Raw genomic sequence first — 13,554 nt, 5'->3', positions numbered from 1 at the left:
TTGTAATTCCTCCAAATAGTAATTGTTTTCTAATGATGGTTAAATTAATTTGATTGGCTCGACACCTGCCGGTTTAGCAAATAAATAACCTTGTTGATTTGTAATATTATTTTTTACTAGCCAATCTGATATTTCCGATGCTTCAATTCCTTCAATTACTAGTTCTAAATCAAATTGATGACTTAATTTATTTAAAAATTGAATGATTCCTTCAATACTTTCATTTGGAATTCGATTTATTACATGCACATATGACCATTTAATCTGATGAATATATGGCATTACAAGTAACAAGTTTCCTATTGAATTATTCCCTTGTGTAATATCATCTAACGCTACTCGATATCCCAACAGATTAATTTGCTTAATCACCTCAACATTAATAGATTTGGGGTAACTTTTATGCCTTTTCAAAGGTGGCAATTCTGTAATCTCTATTGTTAAATTTCCCCTAAACTCAGGATTTATTTTTTTCAAAAAATCTAGCGTTGCATCATATTCTAACTCTTGCTGATCCAAATTAAGACCAAATTTATTACCTGGATTTAATGCTAAAATATGATTTAATTCATGCTCCAAAAAAGATAAATATTCTAGATGTAGTTCTTCAGAAGTCATATAAGCAACATATTGTTCTGCAGGGAAACCAGGAATACTATGACTACGTAATAATAATTCGTATTCAGGGCCTTCAGGATTTAATAAATTTACTATTTTTTGACCCATAAAATAAAAATCATTCATCTTTACGTACCGATCTCCAATCATTAAATATACATTAGTTAAATTTTAATTGTTATTTAACATTTTGTAAACATTTAAATATTGTTTTTACCAAATATTTAATAACAACAAATTTGGAGTATGATATTATATTTATTTAAATGAATTAAAAAAAGTTCTCAAATGAATTGAGAACTTTTGATATTATCGTGTAATTAACGCTGAAACACCCATTCCACCACCTACACAGAGTGCCGCAACTCCAGTTTTCTTATCATCATGGATAAGTTCATAAATTAAAGTAACTAAAATTCGACTTCCGGATGCACCAACAGGATGTCCTAACGCAATCGCACCACCATTAGGGTTCACAATCGCTGGATCTAATCCTAATAATTGATCACCAACTACCAATGATGGTGCCGCAAAAGCTTCATTTAATTCAAAATAATCAACTTCAGATTGTTTAAAATCAGGATGATCTTTAAAAAGCTTTTCAACAGCATAGTATGAGCCAATTCCCATTAGTTCAGGCTCTAGCCCTACTAATGCAGACGCTTGCCACTGTGCTAATGGTTCTATTCCTAATTCGTGCATCTTGCTTTCACTGATTAATACGACTGCAGCTGCACCATCATTTAAGCCTGAGGCATTCCCCGCCGTAACTGCACCATCTTCTTGATAAACTGGCTTCAATTTGGCCAATTTTTCTAATGATGTATCCCGTCGCGGTGCCTCATCTTGATCGACAACATAAGAATTACCTTTACGATCAATCATTGGTAACGATACAATTTCATCATCAAAGCGGTGTTTATCTTGTGCACTCACTGCTCTTTGATGACTTTGATAACTAAATTCATCCATCTCTTCTCGTGAAATATCATATTTTTTAGCAACGTTTTCCGCAGTAATTCCCATATGATAACCACCTTGAGCGTCAGTCAAAGCATCCGACAATAAGGCATCAATCATCCTACCATCACCCAAACGGGCTCCAAAACGGGCTTGATCGACAATATAAGGGGCTTTAGACATACTTTCCATCCCCCCAGCAACAACGATATCTGCTTGGTGTGCTTGAATTAAAGCTGCGCCCATATTGATGCTGGATAGTCCTGATCCACACACATCATTAATCGTTATTGATGGTACTTGTATCGGAAGTCCGGCCTTTAAAGCAGCTTGACGAGCCGGATTTTGACCTTGACCCGCTTGGACTACATTCCCCATCAAGACTTGACTAACTTGATCAGCCTCTAAACCTGATTGATCTAAAGCTCCTTTAATTACAAATGAGCCTAAATCCGAGGCCGTTAAGGAAGACAATGTGCCTCCAAACTTACCAATTGGGGTTCGTTTTGCCCCAATAATATAAACTCGCTCCATAATCCGTTCTCCTATGGCTAATAACTTTTAATCTTCATATTTTATTTTGAAATAACCGTTCCGCGATATAAGCTACCTTCAATCGCTACATTCATATTTGCTTGATTAACCGGTACTGGTAATTCAATTTGAATCCCATAATTTGTATCATTTGGTACAACCCCAACAAAGGCTGACCCATTCAACATCATTTGTACTAAATCACCAGCTTGATATGATCCTTTGATTAAAACATTTTGACTTGAATTGACTAATTGCTTATTAATTTCAGTATATGGCCCTGCTAATCGTACTGTCGTTAAATTTTCAATTTCATCACTGACGGATGCGGTTTGCTCTGTTACTGCTGCATTGGCTACGACAGGCTGAAACAAATTAAAATTAACTGTTACCATTACCGTTGCAAGTGAGCTAATCAAAAATAATTTTGCCTGATTAACTGGGCTCACCTTTGAAAAATTCTTTAATATTGCCATTGACTGAGTACCTCCGTCTTTCAATATCATCATTATGGCGGAAAAAGTATAAACCAAACTTTAAATTAAAGAAATAAATTTACATTAGTGTCATCTAGCTATTGTAACCGCATTCTATTGCTATTAATCAATTAATTAATTTGTTAATGAAGCGTTTGTAATGCATTTTTAATATTTTCATCACCACCACGCATCACAATAGTTTTACCAATTGTTGTTGGGTAGTTAATGACCTCAGCCAAAACTCGTGCCACTGTTGGGATGGTATTTTCACCAAATTGATTTTCATTTAAACTTACCCCAGTGACTTCATCGTTTTCAGTCAAAGAACCTGGTTGCAAAATTGTATATGCCAAACTAGTTCGCGTTTGTAACCATTGATCAGCATAGAACTTAGCAATATTATATGGTGTTAATCCAGATTCATAACCCCCAGGCCATTCACTTTGTCGATCGGCTTTATATGAACTTAATTGAATATAACGTTTAATACCTAATTGTTCCATAGCTGTCATTAACTTAACGGCACCATTCAGATCAACTTCTAATAAGGCTTTACCTCGTGAACCTGCTACAAAGTAAACCGCATCGAAAGTCGCCATTTGTTTAATTTTATCAGCAATATCATCAACAGAAGCATGTACCAAATCTAGGGCGACTAAATTATTAGTATCCCCATTAATTGTACTATTGCGAGTTCCAATAACTTGGTGCCCTGCTTGTTCTAATTCCTGAATTAATGCTTTCCCAACACGACCACTTGCACCTACAACTAATACTTGCATAATATTCCTTCTTTCTAATAAATGATTATTCTTATCCTATTAATTTTAATCTCAAAATTATCAGGAACTTTTATAAAAAATAAAAGTACGGCTAAGATATATTATATCCTAACCGCCTCATATTAGTTATTATTTGTTAGTTATTATTTGATGACATTCCAAATATTCTTAAAATGTATAAGAATAAGTTAATAAAATCTAGATATAGGCTAAGTGCCCCATATACAGCTACACCTTGTTCTGCTTGATGATTACCAGCAATTTGTAAATACATTTGCTTTAAACGATTCATGTCATAGGCAGTAATAATCGCAAAGATTACTACACCAGCCCATGATATTAGCATGTATAAGACTGTTCCACCAATAAAGATATTGAGAATCCCACCAATAATCAAAGCAAAAACTGCCCCAAATACAATCGTTCCCATCTTAGACATATCACGTTTAGTTGTAGCCCCATACAAGGCCATCCCCATAAACAGGGCAGCGGTTGTAATAAACGCCAAGATGATTGTTTGTGGCGTCATGTATAACAAGATGGAAGTAAAGAAAAGTCCCATGATTACACTATAGGCCATTAACAATCCAAAGGACCGCGCTGGATTTTCCATTGCTGAACGTGCCGCTACCCAGCTGATTCCAAAGAGAATAGCAAAGAGAACTAGCGTGGGAACAATTCCCGTTGTCAAAGCTAAGATCTGTTGAGCAAACATCGTTACGCCGATAAAGACTGTTGCAGCCGTTACCAATAAGGCCATCCCCATATAGCTATAAACTTTTAGGAAAAACGAATTCAAACCCGAAGTTCCAGGATTAACTAAACGTGGTCCTTTTGATCGCAAATTATCCATAAATATTCTTACTCCTTTACCTTAACTAATTGTAACTACCATTCTATACTAAAATGCTTAAAATAACCATAATGGGTCCAATAGAAACGTGTACTGCTACTGTAGGTTTGATGTAAGATTTGAGAGAATTTTTTCATATGCAAATTCAGTTTGTTGTACATCTCCAGCCCCCATAAATACGACCACTGGGTTCTGATCATGTTGCATTAATGGCGCTACATCATCAGGTGAGATAATTCCTCCAAACTTTGTCATCTTAGCCCCAAGGTCAGCTGAAGAAATATTACCTTGCGTCTCGCGAGCTGAGGCAAAAATATCTGTCAAATAGACACGATCAGCGAGATCTAATGATTCCGCAAATTCATCTAAATAGGCGATCGTTCTTGAAAAAGTGTGTGGTTGGAAGACAGCAACTAGTTCACGACCAGGAAATTTTTGTCGGGCCGCATCCAAAGTTGCTTTAATTTCAGAAGGATGATGCGCATAATCATCAATAATCGTAACATCACCCACTGTCTTTTCAGTAAAGCGGCGTTTTACTCCTTTAAAGCTCAATAACTCTTGCTGCAACAAATCAAGATCTATTTCTTCAACGTATGCCACAGCGATAACTGACAATGAGTTTAAAATTCCATGTATTCCAAAGAGCGGAACTTGGAAATTACCAAGTAATTCATCATGATAATAAGCATCAAAACTTGATCCCTTAGTTGAACGTTTGATATTTTTAGCAATAAAATCATCTTTATCATTCAAACCGTAGTAGTAAACTGGGACATCCGTTTCCAATTCACGTAATTTAACATCATCACCCCAAGCAAAGATTGCCTTCTTAACATTATGACTAAAATCATTGAAAGCATCAAATACATCATCAATATCTCGATAATAATCAGGATGATCAAAGTCAATATTCGTCATAATAGCATAATCAGGGGTGTAATCCTTGAAATGACGACGATATTCGTCAGCTTCAAAGGCGAAGAAACGAGCATCTGGAACCCCTTTTCCCGTTCCATCACCAATCAAATATGAAGTTGGAGCAATCCCTGACAAAACATGAGCTAAAAGACCGGTTGTTGATGTTTTACCATGGGCCCCAGCAACACCAACTGAAGTGTATTGACCAATCAAGGTCTGAACTAATTCAGGATAAGTTAGCATTTCAACTTCTGAACCTAATTTCAAAGCTGCTGCTACTTCCACTTGTTGATCATCAAAAGCATTTCCTCGGATCACAATCATTCCTGGCTTAATATTTTGCGCATCAAATGAATACATCGGAATGCCAGCAGCAGCAAGCGGCTTTTGAGTAAAAGTATATTGATCAATATCTGATCCAGACACTTCATAGCCTTGATCGTGCAGAATTAACGCTAGCGAACTCATTCCTGATCCTTTAATTCCAATAAAATAATATAATTTCTGTTTGTCCATTACTTATTACCTTCTTCTGACTTATTTTGAATTTTATTTAAAATAATTCAAATTAACTTGTTGTGCCACCGAATTTTCTTCGGAAATAATATCATCCAAACTTAAGCCTAGGCCTCTACTCTTTACAAGCATCTCATTAGAATCAATTACCACATCGGGTGTTTTAGTTTTAGTTTTAGTTTTAGCTTTAATTTCATTTACTGAATCGACATCAACTGATTCCTCAGGTTTCAGGTTTACTGGAGCCAAATTAATATACCCCAAATCACGTTTATGTTTAATCAGTTGTTCCACAGCTTGATCATAATTAGGAAAATATTCTTGGTAACGTAATACTGGTCGCTCTAGCATTGTGACTCCTTAGGCCTCTTGACCTTGAAATAACTTTTGAGCAGCAGGAGATTGAGGATCAAAAATCGTTCCGATCGGAGCAAAATCATCAGGCAAGATTAATGCCCCCGGTTGAGTTGGCGCGTTAGGTAAATTCAATTCACGTCCTGAAACAATCATTCCATTAGAAGTAACTCCTCGTAATTCACCAGGCCAAATAATTAATCCATTAGGCATCATTGTTCCAACTTGAGCTACCACAACTTTAATATTAGCTTGCATGTTTGGTGAACCTGAAACAATTTGAACCATTTGATCATCGCCCACTTCAGTCGAAGTCACTTTTAAATGATCAGAATCAGGGTGTTCTTCAGCACTTCGAACATAACCAACCACCAATTTAACCTGAACCTTATCCAATTGAACTTCAAACCCAGCATTAATAATTGCTTGATTTAGTTGATCAATTTGCGTATTAGTCAAAAATATCTGACCTGCTTGAAAATCTTTAACATCAATAATATCAGCGACCTTCAAAAAATTAACGCCTACTAAATCACCAGATTGACTCATAATAACTGTCACATTATTTTTGGTCTCAGCTAGATCTTTTTCACTAGATGGTGCTGTGATTGCAATTAAAACATCCCCTAAAGCTGCAGGGTTATAACTTGTAATTAACATATTTAATCTCCATAAATAATATCATTGACGGTGGCCGCATCTAATTGCAAAATCAAGCGTTCCACCAAGGACTTTGCTGCTTCAAAATCAGCAATTGACCAAAGCGTTTGGTGTGTATGAATATAACGAGAAGCTACACCTAGTGTAACTGATGGAATCCCATTATTTTGTGATTGTGCACCAGCAGAATCCGTGCCCCCATTTGGGACAAAGTATTGCAGTGGTATTTTTTCATCATTCGCAATATCCAAGATGAATTCTTTCAATCGACGGGGCATAATAACCCCTGGGTCCATAACTCTTAAGATGGTTCCTTGATCTAATTGACCTTGTCCGGTAGAACTATTTAAATCGTCCGCGGTTGAACTATCCAGACCAAAGAAGATATCCGGTTTTAACTGATGAACAGCTGGTCCAACCCCACGTAAACCAACTTCTTCCTGAACATTAGCCCCCATCATTAAGGTGTTAGGTAGAGTTTGATCTTGTAATTTATCTAAGACATCCAAAATAGTTACCAGACCAAATCGATTATCCCAACTTTTTGAAATCACGCGTTTTTGATTAGCTAAGAGCTCTGTTTTAACTTGCGGCACGATAAAATCACCAGGTCGAACTCCAAATTCTAATGCTTCTGACTTTGATGTAAATCCACCATCAAAAAGAATATCATCTAAGTTCGGTGCACCATTAACTCCACTTTGGTTTCGTAATAGATGTGGCGGAATTGATGATGATATTACTGGATAACTTTGTTCCCGTGTAAATAAAGTGAATCGTTGAGCTGATACCACAAATGGATTCCAGCCACCTAAAGGCTTCACTTCCAATAATCCTAGATCTGTTACCGCTTTAACAATAAACCCAACCTCATCAAAATGAGCTCCAAACATAATCCGAGGAGCTTTTTCATCGTTATTTTCACGAATTCCGTATAAACCACCTAAACCATTTTGAACAACTTCATCAACTAATGGCGTTAAATCTTGTCGAAAAGCTTTACGGACCATAAATTCTTGTCCTGATGTTCCTTGTAATTCTGTATATTTAACAATTCTTTCCCATGTTGACGTATCCATTTCAAGCCTTCTTTCTACATCATCTTTATCTTTCAAATAATTCTATTCTAAAGTATGTTTTATTATTACTCCTGGCTTAAAAAACCACGAATTTGTGATTCTAACATATTGATAGCAATCTTATTTGATCCCCCTTCAGGAATAATAATATCTGCATAACGTTTGGTTGGTTCAACGAATTGATGATACATTGGTTTAACTGTATCTAAATATTGATCAATGATTGATTTAGGTGTACGTCCACGCTCAACCATATCCCGTTGTAATCTGCGAATAAAACGAATATCATCATCAGTATCAACATAAACTTTAATGTTAATTAAATCTCGTAATCGTGCATCCACAAAAAGCAATACACCTTCAACGATAATGACATCGGCTGGCTGAACAGTTAGCGTCTCTTTTGACCGAGTTGAATTAACATAATCATAGATGGGCTCCTCGATTGTCTCTCGTTTCAATAGCTCTTGTAGTTGATTAATCATCAAATCAGTATCAAAAGCATCTGGATGATCATAATTCCTAGCCCGTCGTTCATCTAGGGTTAAGTGATCTTGTTGCTTATAATAGGAATCCTGTGCAATCATAACAACTGATTCCCCTGCTAAATGTTCCACAATTTCTCGACTAACCGTAGTTTTTCCTGAACCCGAACCACCACTAACTCCAATAATAATTGGCTTTTTCCCTAGCATATTATTTATTCTCTCTTTATTTTTTATTTGATTGGTAAATCAATTTTAATCGTTGTCCCAACACTCACTTGACTCTTAACATTAATTGTACCATGCAATTTATCAACCCACTCGTGAACAATTGATAATCCAAGACCAGTACCTGGAATTTGTTGATTTCGTGACTTATCAATTCGATAAAAACGATCAAAAATTTGATTTTGGGCGTTGCTAGCAATACCTAATCCGGTATCTTTGACGCTTATTTTAATGCGCTGACCAATTTTTTCAACTCTAATTATTAATAACCCATTCTTTTTATTATATTTAATCGCATTAGAAATTAAATTACTTAAAATTTGTTGTAATGGTTCTAAATAATATTCAATTTGTAAATTAATCATTAATTCTAGACGTAAATTTTTAGCCTCAATAGCTTGTGACTGGCCTTTTAAGATAGTTTGTACAACTTGATCTACATCTATTTTAACAAGTGGCAATACCTTATCCTCTATTTTAATCACCGACAAAATATCATTGGTTAAGTCTAATAATCGCTTAGATTCGTGCGCAATAATATCCAGAAATTCATGCTTAACTTCTTCTGGCATAGTTTGATCATCTAAGAGGGTATCAGTAAAACCAATAATTGAGGTCAAAGGTGTTTTTAATTCGTGCGAAACATTCGCCAAAAATTTAGTTTGTTGGAACTGTGCCTCAATTAGATCAGTTACATCATAAAAAGCAATAACAACGGTATCTGATTGCATAGCAGATCGATAATACTCCATGGTTAAATCTAAAAATTTAGCTTTACTACCTTGTTCTAAAGTAATCATTTTATGATGATTACCCTTTTTCAAAATTCCACGTTCAATAAAGGCGATCAAATCATGATAATTCAAAAGGTCATCATAGTGATGTCCAATAACCTCATCTGGTAATTGAAGTGCTTGCCTTGCTGTTGGGTTGATACGCAAAATTTGACGACTTGTCGTAATTTCAATAATTCCAACAGGCATATCGTTCCAAACCGTATTTAAAATATTCTCATTATGTAAGGCCATTTGAATTTGAACTTGCTTCTCTTGCTGCAATCGATTAACAGTTTGTGCTAAAGGTGCTAAACGATGTCTGGGATCTAAAATAATATTTCCGCGCTCACCAATCTGACCTACCCGATTATTAAATTCAGCTAAAGCTTGATCTTGCCTATATTGCATAATAGCTGATATTAATCCTAGTATTATAGCCAAGCTAAGTTCCACTTCAAGGCCCATAAAAAGCGGCCACGCCTTGATATCAGCATTTAATTTTAAAATAATAAAAGTACAGAATTGAAGAATTAAAAAGACAATCAACATACGCCAAAACCACTGACGCATGTATTTCCACCATTTCTGCATATTATTTACTTTCCTCCTGGCTAAATCGATAACCAAAACCTCTGACCGTTTTAATAAGCATAGGGTCTTTAGGGTTAGCTTCGATTTTGTCTCGCAAGTTCGATAAATGCATATCAACCATTCTTGTATCTAAACCAGATAGTTCAATTCCCCAAGCACCTTTTGCCATTTCTGAACGATCTAAAGTCCGCCCCGCATGTTGCATCATATAAGCTAATAGATCATATTCTTTAGGCGTTAAGTTTAACATGACCTGATCTTGGTAAACTTTTTGTTGAAATAGATCAATTTGTAAATTATGTAGATGAATCGAATTCATTGTTGTTCCATCTGAAAGCGCATTATGACCATTCTTAATTACTTTCTTGTGTGCTTTAGTGTTGCGACGTAGCACTGCTTTAACCCGTGCAAGTAATTCTCGGACTTGAAAAGGCTTAGCCAAATAATCATCGGCACCACTATCTAATCCGTTGACCTTGTCACTTTCAGTATCCATTGCAGTCAACATAATAATTGGTACACTATTATGCTTCTTCCTTAATTGTTTAGTGAGGGTCATGCCATCAACACCTGGTAACATTAAATCAAGAAGAATCAAATCTGGATGATGTTCCTCTACTAGTTCGATAACTGCCTGACCATCACCAGTAGTCACGACATTAAAGTTATTTTGCTCTAAATTATATTTTATTAATGTTACAATTGCTGGCTCATCATCAACGACTAAAATAGTTGTCATAAACATCGCCCCCATTTAGATGTTATAAATATACTATTTATCATTTTATCAAATTTTATCGTTCAATATCAATACTTTAAGTCTGTTAAATACTAATATTTCGCTAAGTTAAACAATAAAAGTTTAAAATATTGATACTATTTTTAAATATTCAAAAAAAGTCACCATTTTATGCTAAGCACAAGACGATGACAATTTATAATTAAAATTTAAGATTTAAGAATTAATTTAAGCTTGCTTGTTTTTTATGCTTAATGAGCCAATGGATCGTCCAGATTCCAAATAACATCAATCCTCCGAAGATATAAAGAATCTTTGATCCGAATGGTTCAACCATATAACCTACTAAAATCACAATCATAGGTACCCATAAATCAATTGAGAAAAACGAGATACTCATCACTCTACCTAAGAATTTAGGATTACTTTCCTGTTGATTGACTGTATTAATTTTAATCGTGACAGAAGCTCGTACAGCCCCTGCAGCAATTACCAAGACGGTCAAAACCGGTAAATATGGGAAAACCGCTGCTAAAATATAAACAACGCCTAAAATAGATAGGTCAAGATATAAAGTTTGCAATCGATTAAATTTTGGCGCCCGCGCTAACCAAATCCCCATTATTAAGCCCGCTATTGCTGCCAAAGATAACATTCCAGAATAAATTTTTGCATCCCCACCATAAACTTTTTGTACTAAATATGGAGTTGCCACCACAAATCCTTCCGAAAAGAAGTTTGACCACATAGCTAACAACATCGATTCTAGTAATTTTGGTGTATTGAAAACATAATGATAACCTTCAACAATCCCTTTAAACATTGGTTGATGATTTTTAGCAACTTTTTCTGGATGATATTTAATCAAGGAATTAATTCCAGCTGTTAAAATCAAAAGCCCACTATAAATTAACAAAAAATCTTTAAAATTAATCCAATTTAATGAGAGTAAAACTCCTCCAGCCATTGGTCCTAAAGCCTGACCCAAGGTAAAAGCCATACTAATCATAGCATTAAATCGTGGCACTCGATTGGCCTTAATGACATCGGGTAAAAGCGTCCGTCCCGCTGGATATGCAAATGATATATCAACATTCAAGACAAAGGTTACCGCAAATAAAAGCCAGATTTGCGGATTATCAGGATTCAAGAAAAATGACAGCAATAATATAATAATACCACCAACTAAATCTGCACCCGCTAATAACATTTTACGATTATATCGATCCAATAAAATCCCAACTATCAGGTCGCAAATCATAAATACCACAAATCCAAAACCTGTTAACCAACCTAAAATTTTTGCATTACCAAAACTAGCTACTAAAAACCAGTTCAAAGCAAAACGGTAAATCCCTTCGCCAAAAACTGAGGCAAAATTCGACCCCAATAACGGCCAACTAAAATTCTGTTTTTTTGTTTCCATTTCCAACTTGAATTCCTCCTAAAATAAAAGGGCACGGATTTGATTAATCCAAGCCATTTTATTCATTAATTTTTTTAATTTATCCTACTGTGCTCCACGCGCTGTACAAATAGCCACAAAATTTTTAAATAGGACAACAAAATCAAACCATTGACTTTGATTATCAATATATTGTAATTCAATATCAGCACGTTGTGGATATTGAATATTACTACGCCCACTTCCTTGCCATAGTCCCATTGCACCTGGTCTCACTGACAATAATTTATTAATCCGCTCAACCGTCTCATATTCATGAAGTTCAGAGGGAACAATCGGGCGTGGCCCAATCACAGTCATATCACCAATTAAAATATTTAAAAATTGAGGCAGCTCATCAATACTTGTTTTACGAATAAAAGCACCAAAACGAGTAATTCGAGGGTCTTCACCAATTGGTAATTTATAGCCATTATCAACAAATTTTTTATAAAGAACTGGATTTTCATAAAGACGTTCTTCAGCACCAACAACCATCGAACGAAATTTATAAATTTTAAATGGTTTTCCATATTCACCAATTCGCGTTTGTTTATAGAAAACTGGTCCTCGATTAAGTCCAAAGAGATAAAAACAAGTAACGATTAGAAAAAGTGGTGACAACATAATCAAAGCAAAAAGTGAAACCGAAATATCAACAAATCGTTTTGAAAAAACATATAAAGAATTTTTTCTCATAACTTACCTAATCATCCTTCCCTATTCAAACTTTTTATCTTGTTAAGTTTACTTTAAAACTTAGCAGTCATTTTTTGCGAGTCACTAGTAATAACATTTTGGTTTTGATCTAATACCGGTGCAAAAGCGATGGTTGCTCGATTTAAGATTTGTTTTTCTTGACCGTCTTTTCCAACTAAAATAGTTGCAAAAGTTTCTACAGTTTCTCCTGGTTGAATCATTTTTTGACTCAACTTCGCATCATTATCCAAACCACTTTGAACAGTCACCACATCGTTTGATGATAATTCAACTTCCTTTACACCGTCCGTTTGAATGATTCGGTTAGTTTTATTAGTGATTGAATAATTAAGTATTAAGGTCTGATAGTCACCATCAATACTACGATCATTCAATGCCATCCTTGCCATTTGTAAGGCTTCATCTGTTTTTGGTTGATTTAATTGTACCTTTATCTTATTTAAAGTATAACTCACCTCAGAATCCATTAATTGTTGATCAGGATTGGCGTTTATTTGTTGTAATTCACTTCGATTTCCAGCAGGACTGATACTATATTGCCCCGGCTTAGTTAAATTCCCACTTGCAACATATTGGTCAGAGTTACTATCGTTCTTAGAAACTTCATAAGTCCTTTTATTTGTCTTATGCTTAGCCCCATCTTGTAACGGTTTAATTGACTCTTCATTTATCTTCTGGCTTGTCTTAATTTGTCCTTGATTCTGACTATCATTATTTTTGTGAGTGAATTTTGCTATAGCAATTCCGATAAGTAATAATAAAATAATTGCAGCAATTCCAATCATCCACCATCTCTTCTTTTTCAAGTTCTAATA

General features: G+C 35.1%; 15 protein-coding genes. All 15 read right to left on the bottom strand.

Annotated features, from left to right (window positions below):
* Nucleotides 1–39 precede the first annotated feature (39 nt).
* A complete protein-coding gene (locus JC2156_RS02920) occupies nucleotides 40–744 on the bottom strand; it encodes an EAL domain-containing protein (RefSeq protein WP_006845340.1) in 705 nt (234 codons plus the stop codon).
* Nucleotides 745–927: 183 nt separating this feature from the next.
* The gene (locus tag JC2156_RS02915; RefSeq protein WP_006845339.1) at nucleotides 928–2,112 is read right to left on the bottom strand and encodes a thiolase family protein; all 1,185 of its coding nucleotides are present in this window, start codon (nucleotides 2,110–2,112) and stop codon (nucleotides 928–930) included.
* A 41-nt stretch (nucleotides 2,113–2,153) separates the two neighbouring features.
* Nucleotides 2,154–2,588, bottom strand: coding sequence for a hypothetical protein (locus JC2156_RS02910; protein WP_006845338.1), 435 nt, complete (start codon nucleotides 2,586–2,588; stop codon nucleotides 2,154–2,156).
* 143 nt (nucleotides 2,589–2,731) lie between these two features.
* A complete protein-coding gene (locus tag JC2156_RS02905) occupies nucleotides 2,732–3,373 on the bottom strand; it encodes an SDR family oxidoreductase (RefSeq protein WP_006845337.1) in 642 nt (213 codons plus the stop codon).
* 136 nt (nucleotides 3,374–3,509) lie between these two features.
* Nucleotides 3,510–4,226 (bottom strand): Bax inhibitor-1/YccA family protein, encoded by a 717-nt coding sequence (locus tag JC2156_RS02900; protein WP_006845336.1) that lies wholly within the window; start codon nucleotides 4,224–4,226, stop codon nucleotides 3,510–3,512.
* Between the two features lie 96 nt (nucleotides 4,227–4,322).
* A complete protein-coding gene (gene murC, locus JC2156_RS02895) occupies nucleotides 4,323–5,663 on the bottom strand; it encodes a UDP-N-acetylmuramate--L-alanine ligase (protein WP_006845335.1) in 1,341 nt (446 codons plus the stop codon).
* Nucleotides 5,664–5,696: 33 nt separating this feature from the next.
* Nucleotides 5,697–6,014, bottom strand: a complete 318-nt coding sequence (locus tag JC2156_RS02890; RefSeq protein WP_006845334.1) for a hypothetical protein — start codon at nucleotides 6,012–6,014, stop codon at nucleotides 5,697–5,699.
* Nucleotides 6,015–6,023: 9 nt separating this feature from the next.
* A complete protein-coding gene (gene ytpR / locus JC2156_RS02885) occupies nucleotides 6,024–6,677 on the bottom strand; it encodes a YtpR family tRNA-binding protein (protein WP_006845333.1) in 654 nt (217 codons plus the stop codon).
* Between the two features lie 2 nt (nucleotides 6,678–6,679).
* Nucleotides 6,680–7,756 carry a glutamyl aminopeptidase gene (pepA, locus tag JC2156_RS02880; RefSeq protein WP_006845332.1) on the bottom strand — a complete coding sequence of 359 codons (1,077 nt, stop codon included), beginning with the start codon at nucleotides 7,754–7,756 and terminating at the stop codon, nucleotides 6,680–6,682.
* A 65-nt stretch (nucleotides 7,757–7,821) separates the two neighbouring features.
* Complete coding sequence (gene udk / locus JC2156_RS02875; protein WP_006845331.1) at nucleotides 7,822–8,451, bottom strand: uridine kinase; 630 nt, start codon at nucleotides 8,449–8,451, stop codon at nucleotides 7,822–7,824.
* Between the two features lie 23 nt (nucleotides 8,452–8,474).
* Nucleotides 8,475–9,836, bottom strand: coding sequence for a sensor histidine kinase (locus JC2156_RS02870; RefSeq protein ID WP_038240972.1), 1,362 nt, complete (start codon nucleotides 9,834–9,836; stop codon nucleotides 8,475–8,477).
* 1 nt (nucleotide 9,837) lies between these two features.
* Entirely contained in the window at nucleotides 9,838–10,575 is a 738-nt protein-coding gene (locus JC2156_RS02865; protein WP_006845329.1) for a response regulator transcription factor, read from the bottom strand.
* A gap of 223 nt (nucleotides 10,576–10,798) precedes the next feature.
* Complete coding sequence (locus JC2156_RS02860; protein WP_238530583.1) at nucleotides 10,799–12,001, bottom strand: MFS transporter; 1,203 nt, start codon at nucleotides 11,999–12,001, stop codon at nucleotides 10,799–10,801.
* Nucleotides 12,002–12,085: 84 nt separating this feature from the next.
* Nucleotides 12,086–12,718, bottom strand: coding sequence for a sugar transferase (locus JC2156_RS02855; protein ID WP_006845327.1), 633 nt, complete (start codon nucleotides 12,716–12,718; stop codon nucleotides 12,086–12,088).
* A 53-nt stretch (nucleotides 12,719–12,771) separates the two neighbouring features.
* Nucleotides 12,772–13,545 carry a hypothetical protein gene (locus JC2156_RS02850; protein ID WP_155815898.1) on the bottom strand — a complete coding sequence of 258 codons (774 nt, stop codon included), beginning with the start codon at nucleotides 13,543–13,545 and terminating at the stop codon, nucleotides 12,772–12,774.
* Nucleotides 13,546–13,554 lie beyond the last annotated feature (9 nt).

It is taken from the genome of Weissella koreensis KCTC 3621 (genome assembly GCF_000277645.1).
This window is presented reverse-complemented; position numbering and strand designations above follow the sequence as displayed.